Here is a 24,945-nt window from a genome sequence, read left to right as displayed (position 1 = left end):
GCGTTCTATTGTAAAACATATTCCAATGAAAATCATTGCCATAGGCCGTAACTATACCGAACATGCCAAGGAACTGGATAACCCGATTCCCGAAAAACCGGTTATTTTCCTCAAGCCGGATACGGCTGTGCTGAAAGATAACCGGGATTTTTACTATCCGGATTTTTCCAAAAATATTCATCACGAAGTGGAAATTGTGCTCCGGATCTGCAAGGAGGGAAAGCACATCGGCGCGAAATTTGCACACACCTATTACGATGCAATTGGGCTGGGGATCGATTTTACGGCCAGGGATATCCAGCAGCAGCATAAAGAGAAAGCGTTGCCCTGGGAACTGGCCAAAGCGTTTGATGGCTCGGCACCGGTGAGTGAATTGCTTCCGAAGGAAACAGTTGGAGACGTGTATGACCTGACATTCCGTTTGGATAAGAATGGAGAAACCGTCCAAACAGGCAATACGCGGGATCTTTTGTTTTCGTTTGAAGACATCCTGGTTTTTGTATCGCAGTACATCACGCTACGTAAAGGAGATCTCATTTTTACCGGCACACCTGCGGGTGTAGGCCCCGTGTCTGTGGGTGATTTGCTGGAGGGATTTATCGGCGATCGGCAGCTGCTTCGTTTTTATGTGAAATAATATCGGAAATTTCATGAGGTTTATCTTTGTTTTAGCGATTATCTACACACTTATTATTTCCCATGCGGAGGCACAACTCCCCCTCATCAAAAACCGTGAATACCCCCAGGGATATTTCCGGAGCCCACTGGCCATCCCTCCTCAGGCATCGGGTACCTTTGCCGAACTGCGTTCCACGCATTTCCATGCGGGCGATGACTACCGTACCCAGCAACGGGTAGGACTTCCGGTTTTTGCTGTTGCAAATGGTTATGTATCCCGCGTCCGCGTCCAGATCGGCGGAGGGGGGAACTCGGTTTACATCAACCACCCCAACGGCTATACGAGCGTTTACCTGCACATGCAGGAATTCAGTGCACCACTGATGGCCATTGTCAAAGCGAAGCAATACGAATTACAGCGTTTTGATGTGGACATCCCCCTGGAAGAAAATACAGTGATAGTGAAAAAGAGTGACCGCATCGGCTTATCGGGCAACTCAGGCAGTTCACAAGGACCACATCTGCACTTTGAAATCCGGGATACAAAGACTGAAGCTCCACTCAATCCCCAACTGTTTGGCCTGAAATTTCCCGACGACATTCCTCCCACTATCCGGGGGATTACGGTCTATGACCTCGCGGATGATCCGTTCAGTGAACATACACCCCGGCGTCATCTCTCGCTTACGAATAAACAGACCATCCCCGTAAATGGGCGGTTTGGCGTGGGAATCAACACGGTAGACCGGCATAGCGGCACATCGTTCAACAACGGGGTGTATTCCATCGAACTGTTGCTGGATGGTCACCCCGTCAGCACGGTACTGTTCGAGGAACTGTCGTTCGAAACCTCCAGTACCATCCATTCCTACATTGACTATCCTTACTATATCCTGAAAAAGACCCGGGTGCAAAAAAGCTTTAAGGATCCGAACAACCCTGTTAACATTTTCCATTTTCTCGAAGGAGATGGAAGCATTACGCTGACAGACGAAGCAGAACATACCTTCACCTATCGGGTACGAGATGCCCATGGCAACACCAGCACACACACCTTCAATGTACGGAATACCCCCTCCTACACACCTGCACGACCACGCACCTCCGGTACGGCCATGTTCCGCTACGACCGGGAAAATCACTATGCCGCCGAGCACGTCGAAGTGATTATGCCGTTGGGTGCGCTATACGACCACCTGCATTTCAACTACCATCAGGGAGCACGTCCGAAAGACGGCTACTCCATGCTTCAGCATGTCCACAACCGATTCATCCCCCTGTTCAAAAGTTACGAACTGAAAATAAAGCCCGACGAAACACTGACGGACGCATTGAAACCCAAAGCCATCATTGTTGACGTCGAAAGGCGATCGCAGGGAGGCAATTTTGACGACGGTTGGGTACGCACCAAAACGAGATCCTTTGGCAGTTTCTATGTAACTGTCGATACCCTGCCGCCCACAATCCAACCGCAGAACATCAGTGAAGGCAAGGACATGGGCGCAATAAACCGGGTTAACTTCAAGATTTTCGACGACCTATCAGGCATCCAGTCGTTCAACGGCTACATAGACGATCAATGGGTACTTATGGAGTACGATTCCAAATCGCGTTCCCTCTGGCATGTATTTGAAGGCGATCTCGCCAAAGGGAAACACCGATTCCGTTTGGAGGTTGTTGACTGGAAGGATAACCGGCAAACATACGAAGCAAACTTTATCAACTAAATATACAGCAAGCATCCGAATGAAGAAACTGAAAGTGGGCGATAAGGCCCCTGCCATCAACGCAACCAATCAATATGGAGAGAAGGTCTCATTGGCAGACTACCGGGGAAAGAAAGTCATTCTCTATTTTTATCCCAAAGACAACACACCGGGCTGTACCGCCGAAGCCTGTAATTTCCGGGACAACTACCAATCGTTACTGGCCGATGGATTTGAAGTCATCGGCGTAAGCATCAATACGGAGCGCTCGCACCGGAATTTTACCAAGAAGTTCGATCTCCCGTTTAATTTACTGGTAGATACCGATCAGAAAATCGTCAATGACTACGGTGTCTGGGGTGAAAAAATGCTGTTCGGAAGAAAATACATGGGCACGCTGCGCGTTACATTCGTTATTGACGAGCAGGGAACCATTACGCACATCATCGACAAAGTAGACAATGAACGCGCAGCCCAGCAGGTACGCGAACTATTGGCCAGCTAACGTGAAACGCACACTTGCTATTCTCATAGGCCTCCTGCTGCTGGTTGTGGCTGCTGCATGGGGATATTGGACGTACCGACAGCACCGTTCCTATCAAACGCCGATCCCAATCGAAGCAAAATCCGTTATCCGGATCAGTGTGGATGCACTTCTGGTAGACCTTGCCTGGAATGCGCTTTGGAACCGTTCTTATTACCAGGGCAAAGCGCATGAAAAGCCAATGGAATTCAACCGAGAAACGTTATCACAAACAGGAATATCGGTGCCTGCGAATGTTTTCTTATACCAGCTTGATTCCGCAGCAACCGATGCCTCCTCTGCCCTTTATTTCGGCTCGGTGCCACTGGCCGATACCGCTGAATTTTCCAACTGGTTAACCAAACAATCAACACTGATTGTGCAACGGGATACACTGGGAAAATTTGCCTATTCTGACCATGTGTTGGCTGTTTATGATGCCAATAACGTTTTCTTTGCGGTATCGCCCCAAAAAATCGCATCGCCTTTGCCTGTAATCCGGAAAAAAATAGATGCGCTGATGACATCCGATGCATGGTCAGCGATCAGCGAAAGTCCTTTCCGCGATATCCAGAAATCCAGCGGCCATATTGCCATAAGGGGTGAGCAAGAAGCAGCCATCAAATTTAAAAACGGCCGGATATTATTTTCCATTACGCATACCCTGGGAAATCCACCTACATCCGGAGTGATCGAACCCCGATTCCCCGAGTCCAATACCGCCAGCCTCTGGATAGCCGGCATACCATCCTTCTTAGCGGGTAAACCCATTAAAATCGGCCCCTATACGCTACTGGGGGATAGCCTATTGGAACATTATCAGGGGAATTTAATCGCAGAATGGAAAGGCACGGTAAAGCAACAGGACACGGTTATCAGCTATGACTACGACGAAGATTTCACCATGCACGAACGTGAGGAGCTGGTTGAAAAATCCGTACCAGAAGTTTATTTATCCATCGCGGCCGATGACGGTCTACTGGCTTATTTACAGACCCAAGGGATGCTCGGCCCACAAGGAGTAAATCGGGACGCGATGCCCTTATATCAACTGTACATAAGTGCCGTTCCCGGCGGATTCCTTCAATTTCACACAGCAGATCGTTATTCCGAAATTCCAGCACAGCGTGCTGCTAACGATCGCGTACTGTATTTGCGGATTAATTTCGGACGCATGGACCCGGCTTCTCTCTCGCCTATGTTCACTCCCTATATACAGCTTTTTGATCATCTTGAAGTATCGGGCAGACGGACCGGTGAGGGAAACGTATCCACGCAGGGTACGCTCCGCATGCACAATACCCAGATCAATAGCCTCATTCAACTAGTGAATGCACTTAAAAGTGCTTCGTAACCTGTATCAGGATTGGCTATCCAACTGCGCCAAAATGGCACTTCTCCGCGCAATGTGGGCAAAGGAAACTACTTTGTGTTCCTGTTCCAACGTATCGTAGATGAGCACCACCTTCTCCCAAATTGCGCGTCTGTCTGAAGCATCATCGCTCACGTCAGCCAGTGCATCGAGAAAATCGGCCAACAGACCCAATGCTTCCGGTTTTAGGTCTTCCTTTTTGAACCGCTGTATAAACACGTTGGCCGGAGTTTCCAGCAGATCGGTGATATTTGTACCAAAATACTCCCCGAACACTTCCTGTAAAGTGGACAGCGCCTGTGTTTCCTGCCGCTCTTCAATCAGCCGCTTCACTTTAGCCAGTGTATGGCTCAACTGCTGCATCTGTGCAGTTAATGAATCTCTTTTAAGCATCTTATAATTGACCCTCCGTCACATATCCCAGCATGTATTCCTGGAATTTTTCATAATATACCTTAAACAATTCCTTTCGTTCGGGTGCATCCAACTCCAGGAACAACACGCCCTGATCCTGAAAATCAAAAGACCGTATGGTCATGTTGTCCTTAAACGACACACCTTTGTTTCCCTGCAATTTATATACCGCTTCCTTTGCACACCAACAGGCATATAGCTTTTCGACATGGTCATTACCGACGACTTCCAGCTCTTCCGCTTTCATGAATTTATCCGCAATGCGCAGGATTTTCGGTTTTACCAGTTCCAGGTCAATTCCTACCTCACCGTTATCGCTCATCATCACGGCCGCGTAATCGAAGGAATGTGTCAATGAAATCCGCTGTGGGAAATTTGCCAGATACGGTTTGCCGTTTTCATCCGACGGGCAATCGATGTAGCCGGGCGTGTCCAGCATCTTCCGCAGCAACACCCGGGTGGCCAGCCAGTGCAACGTCCGCTTACCTTTGTTCAAACGGCTGAGCACCGCTTTTTCGCGATCATCCAACTGCAGACGGCCAATCAGATCGTCCGCAGATTCTTCGATGCGCCAGATTGCGAAGCGAACGTTGTTATCCAGCTCGCGTAAATATACCAATGCCATGTAGTCAAACTTAGCGAAAATTGCCTTTTTTCACAAATGTCATTTTTCTGCATAACAATTATTACACTATCTTTGGCGGAACGATTTGTGAAATCAAAAATCCATAATGATCTTATCTGATAAACGCATACTGGAGGAAATTGAACGCGGCTCCATCATCATCGAGCCCTTCCGCCGGGAGTGCCTGGGCACCAATTCTTACGATGTTCATCTGGGAAAATATTTAGCTACCTATAAAGACCGGGTGCTCGATGCCAAAAAACACAACGAAATTGTTCATTTTGAAATTCCAAAAACCGGATTTGTGTTAGAACCCAATACGCTCTACCTCGGCGTGACACTTGAATATACCGAAACCCATAATCACGTGCCTTTTCTTGAGGGGAAATCCAGTACGGGACGCCTGGGTATCGACATCCACGCCACGGCCGGCAAAGGGGATGTTGGGTTTTGCAATACCTGGACACTGGAAATCTCCGTTGCCCAGCCTGTTCGGATCTATGCAGGGATGCCCATCGGTCAGTTGATTTACTTCAAAGTTGAAGGAGAGATCGAAACCTTCTACAATACCAAGGGAAATGCAAAATACAATAATAAAACAACCCGCCCTGTAGAGAGCATGATGTGGAAGAATGAGTTTTAGTGATTACCCACCGAATTCCATTAAGTAGGCCTTTAAAAATTCATCGATTTCCCCGTCAAGTACCGCCTGGGTATTGGAAGTTTCAACATTGGTACGCAGGTCTTTGACCAACTTATATGGATGCAGCACATAGTTCCGGATCTGTGACCCCCATTCGATTTTTTTCTTACTACCCTCTATTGCCGCTGTAGCTTCCTGCCGCTTGCGCATCTCGATTTCATACAGCTGTGACTTCAGTAACCGTAAGGCGTTTTCCTTGTTCTGCAACTGGGAGCGCGATTCCTGATTTTTGATGATGATGCCTGTGGGCTTATGGTGCAGGCGTACAGCCGTTTCCACCTTATTCACATTCTGCCCGCCTGCGCCCCCGGAGCGGAAGGTATCCCATTCGATGTCCGCATCCTTTACTTCAATTTCGATGTTATCATCCACCAAGGGATACACATATACAGACGCAAAAGAGGTGTGCCGCTTGGCGTTGGAATCAAACGGGGAGATCCGGACCAGCCGGTGTACGCCGTTTTCTCCTTTGAGATAACCGTAGGCAAAGTCGCCGGAAAACTGTAAGGTAACCGTTTTGATCCCCGCCACGTCTCCTTCTTGATAATCCTGTTCAGTTACTTTATACCCATTGCTTTCGCCCCACATGATGTACATCCGCATGAGCATACCTGCCCAGTCACAGCTTTCTGTCCCTCCCGCACCGGCGGTGATTTGCAACACAGCGTCTAACTGATCCTCCTCGGCACTCAGCATGTTTTTGAACTCCAGTGCCTCCACTTTCTCCAGCGCGCTTTCGTATTGCTCGCGGAGGTCGGCTTCCGAAGCATCTCCGGATTGGTAAAAGTCAAACATGACCACCGCATCATCTACCGCTGCGGCCACTTCGTCGAAATGGTCGGTCCATATTTTTTTGCTCTTGATGGATTGCAGCGTTTTCTCGGCCGCTTTGGAATCATCCCAAAAATTGGGCTGCAGGGTGATATCCTGTTCTTTTTCTATCTCCGCTTTTCGTGCATCGATGTCAAAGATGCCTCCTCAGGGAAGCTGTTCGATCCCTCAAGTCCTGTATCTGTTCCTTGGTCATGGGGGCAAAGGTAAGGAATTTGATGACAATTGTACATCACAACAATTTTATCTAAGTTTGGCCGCGATGGCAACGCGCGACAAGATCTATTTCGCTTCTGACTTTCACCTGGGAGCCCATCCCCGTTCGGCGACGCGCGAGCGGGAGTCGCGCATCGTTGGTTGGCTGGACGCCATTAAAACGGACGCCGCTGAGCTCTACCTAATGGGAGATATCTTCGACTTCTGGTTTGAGTATGCCACCGTCGTGCCAAAAGGCTACATCCGTTTTTTGGGCAAACTGGCCGAATTGGCAGACCTCGGCGTACGGATTACGCTTTTCAAGGGCAACCACGATATGTGGATGTTTAGCTACCTTAAAAACGAACTGGGGGCCGAAATCATCGACAACGAGCGGGTCATTGAGCGGGGCGGAAAAACATTTTATCTCCATCACGGGGATGGATTGGGCCCGGGTGATGGCACCTATAAATTGCTGAAGAAAATATTCCGCAGCCGCTTCTGCCAATGGCTGTTCGCCCGGCTGCACCCCAACTTGGGGATCGGCATCGCGCAGCGATGGTCTGCCCATAGCCGAATTGCATCCGGCGGGGAGGAAGATTTTCAAGGTGAAGACAAGGAATGGCTGATTGTGTACGCCAAATCTATACTCGAAAAACAGCATTACGACTACTTTATATTCGGGCACCGCCATCTTCCGTTGGAAATCGATTTACCTAAAGGCAGCAAGTACCTTAACCTGGGCGAGTGGATAAATTACAATACTTATGCAGTGTTTGACGGCGCGCAATTGATGTTGCGCCGGTGGGAACCTTAGTTTCAGCATGGATATCCTTACGGTCATATCAGCCATCGCTCAACTGCCTTCCGCGTCAGCACATCGACTGGCGGAAATTGCCCAACCTGTTACGTTGCGCAAGGGTCACCTACTCTTCCGGGCTGGCAAATTAGAGCGCAACATTTACCTTATTTCCCAGGGATTAGCTCGCGTCTACTATCACGACGGCGCCAACGAAGTAACCCTATGTTTCGGAATGGACGGGGATTCCTTAATCTCACTGAGAAGTTATATTCAGCGCCGTCCCGGTTATGAGAATATCGAATTGTTGGAAACGAGCGAACTGTACTGCCTGAAAATAGCCGAATTGCATCAATTATATACCCTCGATGTCCACATCGCAAACTGGGGCAGGAAACTTGCCGAGCAAGAGCTGATAAAGACGGAAGAGCGATTGATGTCACGGCAATTCAAACCTGCCGCTGAACGTTATCATGAACTCGTAACCAATCAGCCGAATTTATTGCAACGCGTCCAACTGGGATACATCGCTTCCTACCTGGGCATCAGCCAGGTCACATTAAGCCGTATCCGTGCTGAATTCAGGTAATTCCTTTTTTTATCATTTGTAAAAAATTCAAAGCCGTTCAATGCGGATATTTGCAGGAAAACATTCCATAATTTTACTATGAATTGGATTATCTTAATTATTGCAGGCCTGTTTGAAGTCGGATTTACAGCAAGCCTTGGCAAAGCGAAAACCACTGTTGGTATGGAATCCATCGGTTGGTACACCAGCTTCGTCGTCTGCCTTACATTAAGCATGGTGCTGCTCATACGGGCTACCCAAACGCTGCCGCTTGGCACTGCCTACGCTGTATGGACGGGCATCGGGGCCGTCGGCACTGTACTGGTCGGTATTATCTTCTTTAAAGAACCGGCTACGCTATGGCGGTTGGTCTTTATCACCACACTCATCGGTTCAATCGTCGGCCTCAAGGTCGTTTCACCACACTGATAGGATAGCGATGCTTTTTTACATCCAAAAAAACGGTAAAAAAACGTATTTTTGTGCGCATATTGCTGATTTGTATTTCTGAAAAAACAAATCAGCGAATTCACGCGTAACAAGCTATGTTAGAAAAATTAAAAGCCATAAAAGATCGGTGGGAAGAGGTAGAGCGCGAATTAAGTAGCCCCGAAGCCATCAACGATATGAAACGGTTTGCCCAGCTCAATAAAGAATACAAAGATCTGGGCAAAATCGTGGAGCAGTATCATATTTATAAAAATATGGTCAGCAATATCGAAACCAACAAAGGCATTCTTGCTAACGAAAAAGACCAGGAATTGCGTGAGATGGCCAAAGAAGAGCTGGATATTCTTTTGGAGCAAAAAGAAGCCAAAGAAGAGGAAATCCGGCTGATGCTCATTCCGAAAGATCCCGAAGATTCCAAAAATGCCATATTGGAAATCCGGGGTGGCACAGGTGGGGATGAAGCCGCGTTGTTTGCGGGTGACCTCTATCGGATGTATACGCGTTATTTTGAACAGAAGGGATGGCGTGCCGAAGTGATGGACGTAACCGAAGGAACCGCAGGCGGTTACAAAGAAGTCATTCTGAAGGTAACCGGCGAGGATGTATACGGCCAGTTGAAATACGAATCAGGCGTACACCGTGTGCAGCGTGTACCCGATACGGAGACACAAGGCCGGGTGCATACCTCCGCTGCATCCGTTGCGGTACTTCCCGAAGCCGAAGAGGTTGACGTGGAGATAAATCCTGCGGATATCGAAATGCAAACATCCCGCTCAGGCGGGGCCGGAGGTCAAAACGTCAACAAAGTAGAGACCAAGGTACAGCTTACCCATAAGCCTACCGGAATTGTGGTTGTTTGCCAGGTGGAGCGATCGCAACTGGCCAACCGGGAACTGGCAATGGAAATGCTTCGTTCGAAGCTATACGAGCTGGAAGTGCAGAAAAAGCAGGGAGATATTGCTGCCAAACGGAAGACGATGGTTTCCACGGGCGACCGTTCTGCCAAAATCCGCACCTATAATTATCCGCAGGGACGGGTCACGGAACACCGCATCGGAATGACCCTATACAACCTTCCAGCTATCATGGATGGTGATATTCAGGATATTATCGACGCCCTCCAATTCGCTGAAAACGCCGAGAAAATGAAGGAAGGTGCGACATTATAAATATTTTAAAATTTTTGTTTGCAAATAGCGAAAACACGCTATATTTGCAGTCCCGAACGGGAAGCAGGTCTGGTAGTTCAGCTGGTTAGAATACATGCCTGTCACGCATGGGGTCGCGGGTTCGAGTCCCGTCCAGACCGCTGACAAAACCCTCTCTAATTTCTTAGAGAGGGTTTTTTAGTTTATGAATGACTTTTCAGCTTGTCTACGCGTGTCCGCACCAATTGGAGCACCTTATCGGTAGCTTGTTTGAATGCGAGACCAATGTCATCAGCGGTGGCCGTAACAGCTTCTGGTTTCAGATTTTTTATACGCACTTCTATCGTGCATCGCTTGTCGTTGCTTCCCTGCCGGGTACTGTTTTCATCGGCGAGGAAAACCTCGATGCGGGTGATGAATTCTTCAAAATGAGAAAGCGTATCAGTTAACTCTTCCGTAATCCGGGCGATAAAGTTTTCGCTGACTTTAATGTGCTTGTCTGAATTGATCTGTACTGTCATACGTTGTTTTTTTTGCGATATTACAAATAAGAATCGGATAGGCAGGGCCGATCAGCCATATCAATGTCATTTATATACCTATTGGCTTATCATCATAAAACACGTTGTTGGTAAAACGGCTGTTTTGGGCACGTAGCTTCTGAAGATGAATGCAAAGTTATGAGCACCTGTTCACGATAATACCCCCAAAAGGGGGTTTTTTGAGGAAGTAAATACACTATCTTTGTTCATAATCGATTAATACGGTCCATAACCCGAATGAAAAAGATAGCTCATCAACGAAGATGGATTTTCCTATTTTTCACTGCCTGCTTGCTTTCAGACGGATTGTTGGCGCAATCGATCGATTCGTTAGAACAGTTGCTGCAAGACAAGAGTCTTCCCACTTCTGAACGCATAAACCTATACGATGACCTCAGTTGGGCATATATGAATAGCGACATGCAGAAATCAGTCGCATATGGCAAGAAAGGGCTTGAACTGGTATCGCAAACCACAGATGAACATATGCGGGCAACATTTTACCGGAATATAGGGGTAGCCTATTACATGGGATCCGTATACGATTCGGCAGCCACCTATCTTGGGAACGCATTAGCCATCGTAGAGCGGATTGGAGAAGAAAGGCTTGAAGCCGTTATCCATGCTGCGTATGGCAACCTGTACCAGAAGCAGGGTCTGTATAGAGAATCGATCGAAAGTTATTTAAAGGCCGTCGGCTACTTCGAACGGGAAAAGAACCTAAGGGAAACGGGCAAGCTGTATGCCAACATCGGCGGCATTTATCAGATGATGATCAATTACGATCAAGCCTTGCTTTACTTTGGGAAGGCTAGGGAATTGGCCGAGCAAACCGACGACAAAGAAGGTCTTGCGGGCGTATATACATCGCTCAGCGACATTTATTTATACAAAGACAAAACGAAGGCTCAATCCCTGCATTACGCTGAGGAGGCTCTCCGGTTATTTCGGGAAAGCGGCAACATGCATAGCGAAAATATCGCATTGCAGACTATCGCCAAAATACATCATCACCATGATGATTATGCAAATGCCTTGCCCATTGCTGAAGAGGCGCTGCGTCGGGCTAACGAACTGGGATTTCCCAACCTGATCGCCCATTCCCTGATCATTTTATCCAACATCCATTTATATCAGGGGCACTATGACCAATGTGTGGAACATGCCATGAAGGTCTTGGACAATGATTCAACCGATACCAATGTCTTGCGGAACGTGTATGCCAACCTCATCCGGGCGCATGCGCATTTGGGGCACGCCGATCTCACATCCCTTTACCTGGATCACTATCGGGACGTCTTGGATCGTTACAGTAGTCAGGATTATCAAAAAGCGGTGTCGGCGTTGGAGGTGAAATACGAAGCAGAAAAAAAAGAATTAAAGATTTATACGCTCGAACGACAACGTCGATTATATGCCTGGTTGGGTATTGCCGGTGCCATAATCCTATTGTGCGGACTGGCCTTTGCGGTGGTTCGCTATCGCTTAGCCGTAAGCCAACGTAAGCTAGCAGAAAAAGAGGCAATCCGCCTGCAACAGGAAAAACAGCTGGTCGCAGCGCAGGCGGCTCTTGACAGCGAAGCCGCCGAACGCAGCCGTTTGGCCAAAGACCTGCACGATGGACTGGGCAGCATGCTTTCCGTCGTCAAACTAAACCTACCCCAAATGAAAAGCGGCACCGTTATGGGAACTATTGATGTGCCCCGCTTTCAAAAAGCATTGGGTATGCTAGATGATTCCATTCAGGAGCTGCGCCGCGTAGCCCATCATATGATGCCTGAATCGTTGATGCGTTATGGCCTGAAAGCTTCGCTATCCGATTTCTGCGGTGCCATCCCAGGCGTAGATTTTCATTATTTCGGCAACGAAGGCCGACTGCCTGAGCAGTTGGAGATACTGATTTATCGCTGCATCCATGAACTTGTTAACAATGCGCTCAAACACGCAGAAGCCACGCATATTAATGTGCAATTCGTTCAAGAACCGGACCGTGTCTCGTTTACCGTCCAGGACGATGGAATTGGCTTCGATCAGCAAATGGTCACTGAGGGCATGGGCCTACGAAACATCCGACAGCGTGTTGCTGCTTTTCAAGGGAATATGGACATTTACTCATCGGAACATGGAACAGAAATCCATGTGGAACTGGAATTGAAGCCAAATGAACAGGTATGATAAAAGTAGCAATCGTTGACGACCATAAGATCCTGGCAGAGGGGTTGCAAGGATTGATCGCCGAATCGACGGTAGCAACCGTGGTTGGGATCGCCCATAATGCGATGGACTGCCGCCATTCCATCGGGTTTTGGAAACCGGATGTATTGCTGCTAGACGTTGGATTACCGGATATGAGCGGCATAGATCTTTGTAAGGAGTTGACCACGCAATTTCCGGACACAAAAGTATTGGCACTGACTACGCACAATGAATATACCGTTGTCAGACAGATGTTGGATAACGGGGCCTCGGGTTACCTGGTTAAAAACGCCATGACCGAGGAAGTGTTGGCCGGAATTGAAGCGGTAGCCGCAGGTAAGACATTTCTATGCCACGAAATCGACCTTCTGATGAAAAAACCTGCCTCAAAAAACATTTGGCTGAGCCAACGGGAGCGGGAATTGCTCCGGCTGATTTGTGAAGGGCTGACAAACGGTGAAATTGCCGAACAGATTTTCCTGAGCCCGGAGACCATCAAAGGCTATCGAAAGAACCTGCTATTGAAGCTAGGTGCGAAAAACACAGCGGTACTCGTCAAAATGGCATTCGAACAGAAACTGATCTGACCGGCACACGCCGGCCCTCCCCTATTGTCGCATCCGCCCCCCTACATTGTCATATTTTCCCATCCCGTGATATTAATTTATCGGCTAAGTTTGTATCATGGAATTCTCGGTTACCGGTAACCATGGAAAATACGCAAGCAAATAACATCAACACGGTCAATCAATACCTAACTTCCATTGGGGAGGACAGCAAAAGAGCGCTATTGGAGCGGCTAAGGGCAATCATTAAGCAGGCTGTGCCGGAAGCCGACGAAGTAATCAGCTACAAAATGCCTACGTATAAGTATAACGGAATACTTATTTATTTTGCAGCATGGAAAAATCACTGGGCGCTCTATCCAGCTAATGCTACCCTTAAAGAGACATTTAAGGAAGAGCTATCCCGTTATAAACAGACGAAAGGTGCCATACATTTTCCCTGGGAGGAGCCGCTTCCGGAAGCGTTGATAACCCGTCTCGTCAAAAAACGTGCAGCGGAAAATAAGGAAAAGGCAAAAGCTAAGGCGAAGCCGTCAAAAAGATAATTTGGATATGTTTTTCTTCGAACGGACGATTCACCACCGCGCCCACACTTATGAAACCTCAATTGATGAACCCCATGAATTGTCAGGTGGCGGAGTCGTACTGAATGTACTGACTTATGCCGATAATCAGGAATTTTTTGACCTATACGCCGGAATTGCCGTACACGGACAGCTTTGGGAATCTCCCATACTGCCCAATGAAACCGCAGAATGTTTTACAAAGCGAATCGTTTCGAGGTGTGAAATGCTGTGGACGATCCGTCTAGCCGACTGTCCGACTAAGGTAATAGGTGACTGTGCATTACACCATTGGAATCGTGAAACCCACGAAATCGAATTCGGCGGATCACTTCTTCCCACATTCCGGGGGAAGGGAATTATGGCCGCAGCATTGGCACTCGTGGCTGCCTTTGCCGCAACATCGTATGGGGTTAAAGTGTTGCGATGCAACACATCATCCACCAACCATAACGCGCGCCGATTTGCCGAAAAAATGGGATTCAAACCATTACGGCAATCCGACAGCACCGTTCTTCTCAGCAAATTCCTCTAAGACAGTGCACGCCATCCACACACAAGAAAAATAATTGTTAATTTTTTTAGTAAAAAATAACTTATGGCTTGGAATTTTGCTAAGAATAATATATTTTTACTAAAAATATTAGATTATGGATGCGCTATTTCAACCCTCTTTTGGATTTCATCTGTATGAATATCTATTAATCATCGAGCCGATTGCCGAAGCACAAAAACAGATACGGGCATTTAAGCAATATTTCATAAGGAGTCATCGCTATCCGAATGCCATTGTTTCCAAGGGTCATATTACCTTGATGAGGTTTGTACAATATGAAACGTATGAAAAAAACATTATCAGACAGCTCCATCAACTCGCGGCAGCAACAAGGCCTTTTGATGTAGAACTACAGGGTTTTGGCAGCTTTGGCCATACGTTATTCGTTCATGTTGCATCGACCGATCCGATACTCGAACTGGTGTCCTTACGTCGTACCGAACTTCGTCCGCTCTTAAATACCAGGGGATTTGCGCCGTATTTTGTTTCAAAGCCTCATGTGACCATCGCGCGAAATCTTACGCCTTCACAACACGAGGCGATATGGCCGATCTGGAACCGGACGAACTATCACGGAAACTTTCAGGCTAAAAACATGATCCTGTTAAAACGAAAGGTGGGAACCCATCCGTATTCGGTAGCACATAAATTTAACTTTCTCGGCATACTACCACGGTTTACCCAAGGAAAGCTGTTTGCCTGATTTACTCATCCGATTTTGAGTGCAAGCTCTTTCCCGTACATCATTTTGCGGAGGTTATTGAGTGCATAACGCATTCTGCCTAACGCTGTATTAATGCTTACTTCCGTAACATCAGCAATTTCTTTGAAACTCATCTCGCCGTAATGCCGCATGATGAGCACCTCCTTCTGATCGTCTGGAAGAAGTTGAATCATTCTCCGCAGGTCTTTATGAGTCTGTTCACGGATCATACGCGTTTCCGCACTTTCGTCGGTAAAGTGGAGCACATCAAAAATATCAAAACCATCGCTGTTTACCACTACGGGAGTACGACGCTCCTTCCGGTAATAATCGATGACTAAGTTATGCGCAATACGCATCACCCAAGGTAAAAATTTACCTTCTTCGTTGTAACGGCCGTTTCTGAGGGTGTTGATCACTTTGATAAAGGTATCCTGGAAGATATCTTCTGCCAGATACTCATCTTTTACCAGCAAATAGATAGATGTATATATCTTTGACTTATATCGGTCAATTAAAATGGCTAGCCCGGTTTCATCACCGGCGATATAAAGACGAATAAGTTCTTGGTCGGTTCGTTGTTCAAGCTTCATAATACGCTACTTTCCCTTTACTATTTTCAACAAATAAGTAATCCTTGTCGTGTAGTCGTATTTCCTATAGTAGCTCTCCTATTTGTATTGGTTCTTCAAAAAAAAACAAAATTTTCAGAATATCAAAGCTTTTGTTTGAATTTAACGTCTTGAATAAACAGAATCAGCATAACTTTTAATCCACAAAAAGGGCTCACACGCTTGTGTGAGCCCTTTTTAAATCTTTCACTGATGTTATTTATACAGTGGATACTCCGTCATCAGCGCTTTCACTTTATTATGGATTTTGCCGAGTGCAGCGTCGTCGTCGTGTTTGATCAGCGCAACATCAATCATTTCAGCAATCTCCAGCATCTGTGCTTCTTTGAGACCCCGCGTGGTGATGGCGGCCGTTCCCAAACGGATGCCGGATGTAACAAACGGCGACCGATCGTCAAAAGGTACCATGTTTTTATTAATCGTGATTCCAGCTTTACCTAGTGCAGCTTCAGCCGCTTTACCACTGATCCCTTTGTTGCGAAGGTCAATCAACATCAGGTGATTGTCGGTACCACCCGAGATGATATGGTAGTCCTTGCCCACAAAAGCCTGGGCCAACGTTGCGGCGTTCTTTTTCACTTGAACGATATACTCCATGTAGTCTTCACTCAGTGCTTCGCCAAACGCAATGGCTTTGGCAGCAATGATGTGTTCCAACGGGCCACCCTGGGTACCGGGGAATACAGCCAAATCCAGTAGTGACGTGATGCTACGGACTTCGCCTTTCGGGGTTTTTATGCCCCAGGGATTTTCAAAGTCTTTGCCTACTAGGATGAGGCCGCCACGGGGACCACGCAGCGTTTTATGGGTAGTGGTCGTGACCACGTGGCAATGGGGCAATGGATCGCTAAGCAGTCCACGCGCAATGAGTCCCGCAGGATGAGAAATGTCTGCGACTACCAAGGCTCCGATTTCATCAGCAACCCGACGGATAAACGCATAATCCCAATCGCGTGAATAAGCCGATGCGCCGCAGATGATGACCTTTGGTTTTTCCTGCAAGGCGATTTCTTCCAATTGCTTGTAGTCTATTAAGCCGGTTTCTTTATCTACACCATAGAACAACGGTTGGTAAAGTTTTCCGGAGAAATTAACTGGTGAACCGTGGGTAAGGTGTCCGCCATGTGAGAGGTCAAAACCCAAAATCTTATCGCCGGGCTGTAACAGTGCTAAAAAGACAGCTGCATTGGCCTGTGCACCGGAGTGCGGCTGCACATTTACCCACTCGGCATTAAACAGCTGTTTCGCACGCTCGATGGCAATGGTCTCCACCTCATCTACCACTTCGCAGCCACCATAGTAACGCTTTCCGGGGAGGCCTTCTGCATATTTGTTCGTCAGCACAGACCCTGCGGCTTCCATCACCTGCTTGCTTACGAAGTTTTCGGATGCAATGAGTTCGATGCCTTCTTCCTGACGCTTGAGCTCCTCATTGATTAATTTGAATATGGTTTCGTCCCTTCTCATTATGATACAAAGAATTGAATGTTAAAAAGTTGCGCAAAGATATAAACTTGCCCGTAATATTCAACTCATCAATTCATTTTTGATGGTTTTAAGTGCCAGTTCATACGGATTTTCGTCTAACGCCGCGACGTGGCCAAGGATCACGTTACTGAGCTCTTTTGCGCTGGCGCCTGCCTGCAGCCCCGTCCTTGCATTGCGGATCAAGGCAACCGTATTGTCTTTTATCTGTTTGGTAACCGACCAGGCGGCGTTGCTCACATACAATTGCTGTGTAACATTATGCTGGTATTCCGCACGTATCTCGTTGACCAGATGTTGTTCAAAATCCTCCGCGCTCAACCCCTGCTCATGCAAGCGTATCAATAAATTGGCGGGATTGATCCGTTCAGCAAAAAGAATAAGCCGTTCGTAAGCCTGCAGCCGCAACGGTAACAGATCCTTGTTGACAGCATGTTTTTTCTCCAGCATTTTGAGCTTAAATGTATAGCTGTTATACTTTGTCCAGAACATCCAATTGGCCAGGCCCACCACAATGCATCCTGCTAACACATATTTAATAAGATCTAACGAAAACGCTGTAATATCCATCCTGTCTGCTTTGTTTATGGAACGTAAAAATCCACATTTATCTGCAAAAGTGGGGAAATTTATGTATTTTTGTTTGTTTGAATTTAAATCAGCATACGATGAGTACAGCAACGCTTTCACCCTCAGCTCCGCTGACGTTGACACCCGGCGCCGTCAGCGAACTCAAAAAACTAAAAGAGCAACAGGAAATATCGGATGATTTTGGACTGCGGGTAGGTGTCGAAGGAGGCGGATGTGCCGGTATGAACTATGTGTTGGGCTTCGACCAGAAGAAAGAAGGAGACTCCGAATACGATATTGAAGGAATACGTGTGTTTATGAACAAGGCCCATGGTCTATACCTTGCAGGCATGGAAATCGATTTTAAAAATGGCCTTGATGCCCGCGGGTTTACATTCAATAATCCGAACGCGAGCAGCACCTGCGGGTGCGGGTCGTCGTTTTCCGCGTAAGTCTTATCCACTAAAGAAGTTATTTCCACGTTAGCTTCTGCCTTAATTCATTAAAGGCAGTACGCTCGTTTTTTCAAGATGCTTCTGCTTCTATACCATTCACGTACCAAAGTTTTACCCTTTCTATACCTTTCCCATAGTTCTTCCTTACGCTTTCCTTACTTCTCGCTTACCAATCCCTTACCTCCGCTTTACCATTTCTTTACCAATTCCTTACCTCGGCCTTACCAAAACGGTAAACAAAAGGTATCAAACAGGTATGTAATTGGTAAGGACGAACTACAGTTGTCTTAAACCAACATTAGTCTTCTCTTTTGTAAAGATATCCTCAACAATTCGGGCGGCTTGCAGACGAAACATAGCAATTGGGAGCAGCGCGAACCGATTCCAGTTGAGGAGCAACCGCCCGAATCACATCTCCTTTTTTCCTTTCGTACTAATTCACTATCTTTGCATCCTCATTTTTGAACACAAACAATTGATGTACAAGGAATATAAGCAGCTTCATTTATCCGAAATCGGCAAAGAGGTATTGGCCCGCTGGCAAGCAGAGAAAATCTTTGAAAAAAGCATTTCCCAGCGTCCGGCAGAAAGGCCTTATACTTTTTATGAAGGCCCCCCTTCAGCCAATGGCATGCCGGGGATCCATCATGTAATGGCACGCACCATTAAGGATATTTTCTGCCGCTATAAAACCTTAAAAGGCTATCAGGTAAAACGCAAAGGTGGATGGGACACCCATGGGCTGCCGATTGAACTTGCTGTCGAAAAAACCCTGGGTATCACTAAAGAAGACATTGGTAAGACGATTTCGGTAGCCGACTACAATGCAGCATGCCGCCGGGAGGTCATGAAATACACCGATGTGTGGAATGACCTCACTGAAAAAATGGGGTATTGGGTAGACCTGGAAAACCCATACATCACCTACGAAAACGAATACATCGAAACCCTTTGGTGGATCTTGAAAGAACTCTACAAGAAAGGGCTGCTTTACAAAGGATATACCATACAGCCTTATTCGCCGGCCGCCGGTACGGGTCTCAGTTCCCATGAGCTCAACCAGCCGGGCACGTACAAGCCCCTGAAGGATACCACCATCGTTGCCGAGTTCCGCCTCAAACGTGACCAGGTACACCCTGCCATGGCGGCCCTTTTTGAGGACGAAAACGAGGATACGGCAATCCTTGCCTGGACGACCACGCCCTGGACACTGCCCGCGAATAGTGCGTTGGTGGTCGGAAAGGACATCCGTTATGTCAAAATCCGCACCTTTAATCAATATACATTTGAATCCGTAAGTGTGATACTGGCTAAGGAATTGGTCAGCAGATATTTTAAATCAGAAGGCCAGGCCATTCCGCTGAAAGATTACAAACAGGGAGACAAGATCATTCCTTGGGAAATCCGGGGAGAATTTTCGGGTGCCGAATTAGTCAATCTCCGTTACCATCAGTTGCTGCCCTATGTTACCAACGAAGAACTGGAGCAAAAGGCCTTCCGTGTCATTGCGGGCGACTTCGTTACTACGGAGGACGGTACGGGTATTGTGCACTCTTCTGCAACGTTCGGTGCGGATGACTTCCGTGTCAGCAAGGAAAACGATGTGCCGGGTGTATTCGTGAAAGACGAAAACGGGAAGGATGTCCCCATCGTTGACAAACGGGGCCGATTCGTGAAGGAAATCGGTGAATTTGGCGGTCGGTTTGTTAAAGAAGAATATTACAGCGACGAAGAGCGGTCGGCAGCAGGGTTTAAACCCACCGATGTGCTGATTGCCATCAAGCTGAAAGAGGAAAATAAAGCCTTTGAGGTCAAAAAATACGAGCACAGCTACCCCCATTGCTGGCGTACGGACAAGCCCATCCTTTATTATCCACTGGACAGCTGGTTTATCCGTACCACGGCGGTAAAAGATGAATTGGTGGCGCTCAATAAAACCATCAACTGGAAACCGGAAGCGACCGGTACCGGCCGTTTTGGCAACTGGCTGGAAAACCTGGTAGACTGGAACCTCTCACGTTCCCGCTATTGGGGCACGCCGCTGCCTATTTGGCGCAGTGCCGATGAAAACGAAGAGATTTGCATCGGATCGATCGCCGAGCTGAAAACACGGATTGAAAGCAGTCTGTCTTCGGATGTGCTCGATGAGGCTGAGAAAGCTAAACTGCAAGCGTATCTGAGCAAATTCGATACAGCGGAACTTGACCTGCACCGTCCGTATGTAGACGATGTCGTCCTGGTATCGGATGCCGGACAAAAACTCTACCGCGAGCCCGACCTCATCGACGTATGGTTCGACAGTGGAGCCATGCCTTTCGCGCAATGGGGGTTGGACCAGCAGAAGCTTGCTGCGGGCAGTGACACGCCATTCAATGCGGCATTTGAGGGCGCCTATCCGGCGGATTTCATCGCCGAAGGGGTCGATCAGACCCGGGGTTGGTTTTTCACCCTGCACGCTATCTCCACCATGCTCCGGCATTCCGTTGCTTTCAAAAATGTGGTCTCCAATGGCTTGGTGCTGGATAAAAACGGCAACAAAATGTCAAAAAGGCTGGGCAATGCAGTCGATCCCTTTGCTACCATTGAGCAATACAGTGCCGATGCCACGCGTTGGTATATGATCAGCAATGCCGCCCCCTGGGATAACCTTAAATTCAATGAAGAGGGGTTGGATGAGGTTCGCCGCAAATTCTTCGGTACGTTGTACAATACCTATGCATTCTTTGCATTGTACGCCAACATTGATAAGTTTGCTTACAGCGAGCCCGATTTACCCATTGCGAGCCGGCCGGAGATAGACCGCTGGATTATCTCCCTGCTCAATAGTTTGACCCAAGAAGTGGACGGTTACTATGCCGACTTTGAACCTACCAAAGCAGCCCGGGCTATTCAAACATTTGTGGATGAACATCTGAGTAACTGGTATGTGCGGCTGTGCCGCAGACGGTTTTGGAAAGGCGATTATACATCCGATAAAATCTCGGCCTATCAAACGCTTTATACCTGCTTAGATACCATCGCCAAGCTGATGTCGCCCATCGCACCGTTTTTCAGCGACCAACTGTACTTGGACCTGAACGGTGTAACCGGCAAAGAATCTGCAGAATCGGTTCATTTAGCTGATTTCCCCGCATATCACCCGGATTTGGTCGATAAAGATCTGGAAGATCGCATGGCCCTGGCTCAGGATATTTCGTCACTGACGTTATCGCTACGCAAGAAAACCGGCATCAATGTACGGCAACCGCTGAATAAAGTCCTGCTGCCCGTACTTGACGACGATTTTCAGCGCAAAGTGGAAACGGTCAAAGATCTGATCCTTTCTGAAACCAACATCAAAGAAATTGAGTTTATTACCGATACATCGGGCATCATCAAAAAGAAAATCAAGCCCAATTTCAAAACCCTGGGGCCAAAAGTAGGCAAGGACATGAAGGAAGTCGCCGGAGTCATCCAGGCGTTTACCGCCGATGAGATTGCCCTGCTGGAGCGCAACGGTCAGATCACAATACGCAATCCAGGGGGTGATGATTCCGCTTCGCTTCCTACGGAATACATCATACAGCTAAATGACGTGGAAATTATTGCCGAGGACGTTGCCGGCTGGCAGGTAGCCAACCTGGGCAACCTCACCGTGGCGCTGGACATCCACATCACCCCCGAACTTAAGAATGAGGGCATTTCGCGCGAGCTGGTAAACCGAATCCAAAATCTCCGCAAAGAGCACGGACTTGAGGTAACCGACCGAATCCGGGTCTGTCTAAGCAACATTCCCGACATCGCTACCGCTGCTCAGGGTAATTTATCTTATATTCGCACCGAGATATTGGCAGACTCTTTGATATTTGAGGATAGCCTCGCTATGGGAGACACAATAGAGATCGCTGAAAAGGAGATGAATGTTTTAATTGAAAAAGTGTAAAATTATGTCAAATAACAACGAAAAAACACGGTATAGTGATGCTGAGCTACAGGAATTCAAGGAAATCATCCTGGAGAAACTCCGCGTAGCGAAAGAAGAATTGTCATCCCTGACCAAATCACTGAATAGCAGCAATGCCAATGGAACTGACGATACGGCAGGCACGTTTAAGACGCTGGAAGACGGATCAGCCACATTGGAAAAAGAGCAGACCAATCAATTGGCAGCTCGTCAGAAAAAATTCATTGATAACCTGGAAGCTGCTTTGGTACGCATTGAAAACAAGACCTACGGTATCTGCCGCGAGACAGGCAAGCTCATCCAAAAAGAACGGCTCCGTGCTGTGCCCCACACCACATTAAGCATGGAAGCCAAGTTGAAACAGTATTAATCAGGCCGTCAGCAATCAGTAATCGGAAATCAGCTTTTGAACCTGCTGGCAAACCGATAGCTGATCGCTGATAGCCGATAGCTATAAACCATGAAAGGCTATACCAAACCCGTCATACTGATCGTGTCAGTACTCCTTATTGATCAAATTTTCAAGTTATGGATTAAGCTTAACATGACGCTTGGTCAGGAGTATAAAATTCTGGGTGATTGGTTCATCATCCATTTTACCGAAAACAATGGAATGGCTTTCGGCCTTGAATTCGGAGGTGAAGCCGGCAAACTGGCCCTGTCTTTATTTCGTATCGCAGCAGTAATCGGGATTGGCTATGGGCTTCATTACATGATCAAACGCAAGTACCACAGGGGCTTTATTCTCAATGTTGCGCTTATTTTTGCGGGAGCCATGGGCAATATTATCGACTCCACTTTCTATGGCTTGATATTCAGCGAAAGTACGTGGTTCGAGAAAGCAGAACTTTTCCCGGCCGGAGGAGGATATGCTGGTTTGCTTCATGGAAAAGTTGTGGATATGCTCTATTTCCCGTTGGTTCAGGGTCATTTTCCCTCATGGTTTCCGATATGGGGCGGAGAAGATTTTCTTTTCTTCAGGCCCGTATTCAACATCGCTGACTCCGCCATTACCGTTGGAGTTGCATTAATACTTTTATACCAAAAGCGATATTTCAAAGAAGAGGTCATAGAACCTGAAAGTTACAACAGTGAAGTCATAGAAGACTGATTATTAAACGCTAAGATTATGTTACCCCGTATCGATTTTACCAAAACAGCAGCCTACAAATACCTCAGCAACCACTACATTGATATCGCCCCAAAACACCTCCGCGATTTGTTTCGTGAAGATCCGGATCGGTTTGAAAAGTTTTCCGTTACATTTGGTGACATTTTTTTCGATTATTCGAAAAATCGTATCGACGATACGACGAAAGCACTACTTCTGCAACTTGCCCGCGAATGCAAGGTGGAGGATGCAATCAGGGCGATGTTTGCTGGGGAGGCCATTAATGAAACGGAGAACCGTGCTGTCCTCCACACAGCGCTCCGTAATCAAGGTAGCGAACCGGTTTTAGTGAACGGGCAAGACGTCATGCCGGAGATACGTGCAGTGCTGGATAAAATGCACGATTTTTCGGAGAAAATTATCAACGGTGACTGGAAAGGCCATACAGGCAAAGCCATCACCGATGTGGTCAACATCGGTATCGGCGGTTCGGATTTGGGGCCTGTCATGGTTACCGAGGCACTCCGGCCGTATAAAAATCACCTCAACATACATTTTGTTTCCAATGTGGATGGCACACACATTGCGGAAACTTTGAAAAGGGTCGACCCTGAATCTACGTTATTTTTGATCGCTTCTAAGACTTTTACCACACAGGAAACCATGGCGAATGCACACACGGCACGGCAATGGTTGTTAGATAGCGGTGCGGACCATTCGGCAATTGCTAAGCATTTTGTGGCTTTATCCACCAATGGAAAAGCCGTGGCCGACTTTGGTATCGATACACAAAATATGTTTGAGTTTTGGGATTGGGTGGGCGGACGTTACTCCCTATGGAGTGCGATAGGCCTGTCCATTGTGTTGAGCATCGGTTACGATAATTTTTCGCAATTGCTTCAAGGGGCCTATGCATCCGATGAGCATTTCCGCAATACTCCTTTTGAAGATAATATCCCGGTACTCATGGCCCTAATGGGGCTGTGGTATAACAATTTCTTTGATGCCGAAACCCAGGCCATTCTTCCGTATGACCAATACCTGCACCGCTTTGCTGCCTACTTCCAACAGGGCGATATGGAAAGTAATGGCAAGTATGTGGATCGGAACGGCAATCCGGTAGACTATCAGACAGGTCCCATCATTTGGGGCGAACCGGGCACCAATGGTCAGCATGCATTCTATCAGCTCATTCACCAGGGTACCAAGTTAATCCCCTGCGATTTTATTGCACCGGCCCAAACACACAATCCCCTGGGTGAGCACCATACACTGTTGTTATCCAACTTTTTTGCCCAAACCGAAGCATTGATGAATGGTAAGGACGGGGCTGAGGTAGTGGCTGAACTGAGAGCATCCGGTAAATCCGATGCTGAAATTGAACGGCTGAAAACATTTAAAGTATTTGAGGGCAATCGCCCTAGCAATTCTTTCCTGATTAAAAAAATCACTCCATATACACTGGGTTCACTGATTGCCCTGTATGAACATAAAATATTTGTACAGGGTATTATCTGGAACATTTTCAGTTTTGACCAATGGGGCGTGGAACTCGGCAAGCAATTGGCTGGAAAAATCCTGCCGGAATTACGGCACGGGGAATCGGTCGACTCACACGATGCCTCGACCAACGGGTTAATTAATCAATACAAACAATGGCGCGTTAACTAA

At 47.4% G+C, this 24,945-nt stretch carries 26 protein-coding genes and 1 tRNA gene; 20 read left to right on the top strand and 7 right to left on the bottom strand.

Annotation, left to right across the window (positions count from 1 at the left end; all coding sequences use genetic code 11):
* Nucleotides 1-25: 25 nt before the first annotated feature.
* The 4 genes from IEX60_RS13135 to IEX60_RS13120 are packed head-to-tail and all read left to right on the top strand — an operon-like array spanning nucleotide 26 to nucleotide 4,201.
* Nucleotides 26-637 (top strand): fumarylacetoacetate hydrolase family protein, encoded by a 612-nt coding sequence (locus IEX60_RS13135; protein WP_188751345.1) that lies wholly within the window; start codon nucleotides 26-28, stop codon nucleotides 635-637.
* Between the two features lie 13 nt (nucleotides 638-650).
* The gene (locus IEX60_RS13130; RefSeq protein ID WP_188751343.1) at nucleotides 651-2,345 is read left to right on the top strand and encodes a M23 family metallopeptidase; all 1,695 of its coding nucleotides are present in this window, start codon (nucleotides 651-653) and stop codon (nucleotides 2,343-2,345) included.
* 19 nt (nucleotides 2,346-2,364) lie between these two features.
* On the top strand, nucleotides 2,365-2,829 hold the full coding sequence (gene bcp / locus IEX60_RS13125) for a thioredoxin-dependent thiol peroxidase (RefSeq protein ID WP_188751341.1): 465 nt from the start codon (nucleotides 2,365-2,367) through the stop codon (nucleotides 2,827-2,829).
* A gap of 1 nt (nucleotide 2,830) precedes the next feature.
* Entirely contained in the window at nucleotides 2,831-4,201 is a 1,371-nt protein-coding gene (locus tag IEX60_RS13120; RefSeq protein WP_188751339.1) for a hypothetical protein, read from the top strand.
* 6 nt (nucleotides 4,202-4,207) lie between these two features.
* Here IEX60_RS13120 and IEX60_RS13115 read toward each other — a convergent pair whose 3' ends face one another.
* Both IEX60_RS13115 and IEX60_RS13110 read right to left on the bottom strand, forming a co-directional pair.
* A complete protein-coding gene (locus IEX60_RS13115; RefSeq protein WP_188751338.1) occupies nucleotides 4,208-4,612 on the bottom strand; it encodes a vWA domain-containing protein in 405 nt (134 codons plus the stop codon).
* Between the two features lies 1 nt (nucleotide 4,613).
* Entirely contained in the window at nucleotides 4,614-5,258 is a 645-nt protein-coding gene (locus IEX60_RS13110) for a 4'-phosphopantetheinyl transferase family protein (protein WP_188751337.1), read from the bottom strand.
* A gap of 106 nt (nucleotides 5,259-5,364) precedes the next feature.
* Here IEX60_RS13110 and dcd point away from each other — a divergent pair, with 106 nt between their 5' ends.
* Complete coding sequence (gene dcd, locus IEX60_RS13105) at nucleotides 5,365-5,901, top strand: dCTP deaminase (RefSeq protein WP_188751336.1); 537 nt, start codon at nucleotides 5,365-5,367, stop codon at nucleotides 5,899-5,901.
* 3 nt (nucleotides 5,902-5,904) lie between these two features.
* Here the strand turns inward: dcd and prfB are convergent.
* Nucleotides 5,905-6,988 (bottom strand): peptide chain release factor 2 gene (gene prfB / locus IEX60_RS13100; RefSeq protein ID WP_188751335.1). Its coding sequence is split into 2 segments (ribosomal slippage): nucleotides 5,905-6,927 and nucleotides 6,929-6,988, totalling 1,083 coding nucleotides; the frame shifts between segments, so codons are not numbered across the junction.
* A 66-nt stretch (nucleotides 6,989-7,054) separates the two neighbouring features.
* Here prfB and IEX60_RS13095 point away from each other — a divergent pair.
* The 5 genes from IEX60_RS13095 to IEX60_RS13075 all read left to right on the top strand — a co-directional run bounded on the left by IEX60_RS13095 (nucleotide 7,055) and on the right by IEX60_RS13075 (nucleotide 10,113).
* Nucleotides 7,055-7,804, top strand: coding sequence for a UDP-2,3-diacylglucosamine diphosphatase (locus IEX60_RS13095; RefSeq protein ID WP_188751334.1), 750 nt, complete (start codon nucleotides 7,055-7,057; stop codon nucleotides 7,802-7,804).
* 7 nt (nucleotides 7,805-7,811) lie between these two features.
* Complete coding sequence (locus IEX60_RS13090; RefSeq protein ID WP_188751333.1) at nucleotides 7,812-8,375, top strand: Crp/Fnr family transcriptional regulator; 564 nt, start codon at nucleotides 7,812-7,814, stop codon at nucleotides 8,373-8,375.
* A 78-nt stretch (nucleotides 8,376-8,453) separates the two neighbouring features.
* Nucleotides 8,454-8,783 (top strand): DMT family transporter, encoded by a 330-nt coding sequence (locus tag IEX60_RS13085; RefSeq protein ID WP_188751331.1) that lies wholly within the window; start codon nucleotides 8,454-8,456, stop codon nucleotides 8,781-8,783.
* 116 nt (nucleotides 8,784-8,899) lie between these two features.
* Nucleotides 8,900-9,973: a peptide chain release factor 1 gene (gene prfA / locus IEX60_RS13080; RefSeq protein ID WP_188751329.1), complete on the top strand. Its 1,074-nt coding sequence runs from the start codon at nucleotides 8,900-8,902 to the stop codon at nucleotides 9,971-9,973.
* A gap of 66 nt (nucleotides 9,974-10,039) precedes the next feature.
* Nucleotides 10,040-10,113 (top strand) — tRNA-Asp (locus IEX60_RS13075).
* A gap of 42 nt (nucleotides 10,114-10,155) precedes the next feature.
* Here IEX60_RS13075 and IEX60_RS13070 read toward each other — a convergent pair.
* On the bottom strand, nucleotides 10,156-10,473 hold the full coding sequence (locus tag IEX60_RS13070; protein ID WP_188751327.1) for an HPF/RaiA family ribosome-associated protein: 318 nt from the start codon (nucleotides 10,471-10,473) through the stop codon (nucleotides 10,156-10,158).
* Nucleotides 10,474-10,731: 258 nt separating this feature from the next.
* Here IEX60_RS13070 and IEX60_RS13065 point away from each other — a divergent pair, with 258 nt between their 5' ends.
* The 5 genes from IEX60_RS13065 to IEX60_RS13045 all read left to right on the top strand — a co-directional run bounded on the left by IEX60_RS13065 (nucleotide 10,732) and on the right by IEX60_RS13045 (nucleotide 15,078).
* Nucleotides 10,732-12,669, top strand: a complete 1,938-nt coding sequence (locus tag IEX60_RS13065; protein WP_188751325.1) for a tetratricopeptide repeat-containing sensor histidine kinase — start codon at nucleotides 10,732-10,734, stop codon at nucleotides 12,667-12,669.
* Complete coding sequence (locus IEX60_RS13060; RefSeq protein WP_188751323.1) at nucleotides 12,666-13,277, top strand: response regulator; 612 nt, start codon at nucleotides 12,666-12,668, stop codon at nucleotides 13,275-13,277. Before IEX60_RS13065 ends, IEX60_RS13060 begins: the two co-directional genes overlap by 4 nt.
* Nucleotides 13,278-13,399: 122 nt before the next feature.
* Nucleotides 13,400-13,801, top strand: coding sequence for an iron chaperone (locus tag IEX60_RS13055; RefSeq protein WP_188751320.1), 402 nt, complete (start codon nucleotides 13,400-13,402; stop codon nucleotides 13,799-13,801).
* 7 nt (nucleotides 13,802-13,808) lie between these two features.
* Nucleotides 13,809-14,354 carry a GNAT family N-acetyltransferase gene (locus IEX60_RS13050; protein ID WP_188751318.1) on the top strand — a complete coding sequence of 182 codons (546 nt, stop codon included), beginning with the start codon at nucleotides 13,809-13,811 and terminating at the stop codon, nucleotides 14,352-14,354.
* A 115-nt stretch (nucleotides 14,355-14,469) separates the two neighbouring features.
* Complete coding sequence (locus IEX60_RS13045; RefSeq protein ID WP_188751316.1) at nucleotides 14,470-15,078, top strand: 2'-5' RNA ligase family protein; 609 nt, start codon at nucleotides 14,470-14,472, stop codon at nucleotides 15,076-15,078.
* A 5-nt stretch (nucleotides 15,079-15,083) separates the two neighbouring features.
* Here IEX60_RS13045 and IEX60_RS13040 read toward each other — a convergent pair whose 3' ends face one another.
* The 3 genes from IEX60_RS13040 to IEX60_RS13030 form a co-directional block, all read right to left on the bottom strand.
* Nucleotides 15,084-15,671 carry an RNA polymerase sigma factor gene (locus IEX60_RS13040; RefSeq protein ID WP_188751314.1) on the bottom strand — a complete coding sequence of 196 codons (588 nt, stop codon included), beginning with the start codon at nucleotides 15,669-15,671 and terminating at the stop codon, nucleotides 15,084-15,086.
* Between the two features lie 234 nt (nucleotides 15,672-15,905).
* Nucleotides 15,906-17,177: a serine hydroxymethyltransferase gene (glyA, locus tag IEX60_RS13035; protein ID WP_188751312.1), complete on the bottom strand. Its 1,272-nt coding sequence runs from the start codon at nucleotides 17,175-17,177 to the stop codon at nucleotides 15,906-15,908.
* Nucleotides 17,178-17,237: 60 nt separating this feature from the next.
* Nucleotides 17,238-17,765 (bottom strand): DUF7935 family protein, encoded by a 528-nt coding sequence (locus IEX60_RS13030; protein WP_188751310.1) that lies wholly within the window; start codon nucleotides 17,763-17,765, stop codon nucleotides 17,238-17,240.
* Nucleotides 17,766-17,863: 98 nt separating this feature from the next.
* Between IEX60_RS13030 and IEX60_RS13025 the strand changes: the two genes are divergently transcribed.
* The 5 genes from IEX60_RS13025 to pgi all read left to right on the top strand — a co-directional run bounded on the left by IEX60_RS13025 (nucleotide 17,864) and on the right by pgi (nucleotide 24,945).
* Entirely contained in the window at nucleotides 17,864-18,217 is a 354-nt protein-coding gene (locus IEX60_RS13025) for a HesB/IscA family protein (RefSeq protein WP_188751308.1), read from the top strand.
* 481 nt (nucleotides 18,218-18,698) lie between these two features.
* Nucleotides 18,699-22,142, top strand: a complete 3,444-nt coding sequence (gene ileS, locus IEX60_RS13020) for an isoleucine--tRNA ligase (protein WP_188751306.1) — start codon at nucleotides 18,699-18,701, stop codon at nucleotides 22,140-22,142.
* Nucleotides 22,143-22,146: 4 nt separating this feature from the next.
* Entirely contained in the window at nucleotides 22,147-22,533 is a 387-nt protein-coding gene (locus tag IEX60_RS13015) for a TraR/DksA family transcriptional regulator (RefSeq protein WP_188751304.1), read from the top strand.
* Between the two features lie 90 nt (nucleotides 22,534-22,623).
* Entirely contained in the window at nucleotides 22,624-23,274 is a 651-nt protein-coding gene (locus IEX60_RS13010; RefSeq protein ID WP_188751302.1) for a lipoprotein signal peptidase, read from the top strand.
* 18 nt (nucleotides 23,275-23,292) lie between these two features.
* The gene (pgi, locus tag IEX60_RS13005) at nucleotides 23,293-24,945 is read left to right on the top strand and encodes a glucose-6-phosphate isomerase (protein ID WP_188751299.1); all 1,653 of its coding nucleotides are present in this window, start codon (nucleotides 23,293-23,295) and stop codon (nucleotides 24,943-24,945) included.

This window comes from Parapedobacter defluvii, from assembly GCF_014642075.1.
GTDB lineage: Bacteria > Bacteroidota > Bacteroidia > Sphingobacteriales > Sphingobacteriaceae > Parapedobacter > Parapedobacter defluvii.
The sequence above is the reverse complement of the archived record's forward strand: the minus strand, read 5'-3'. Positions and strand labels throughout refer to the sequence as shown.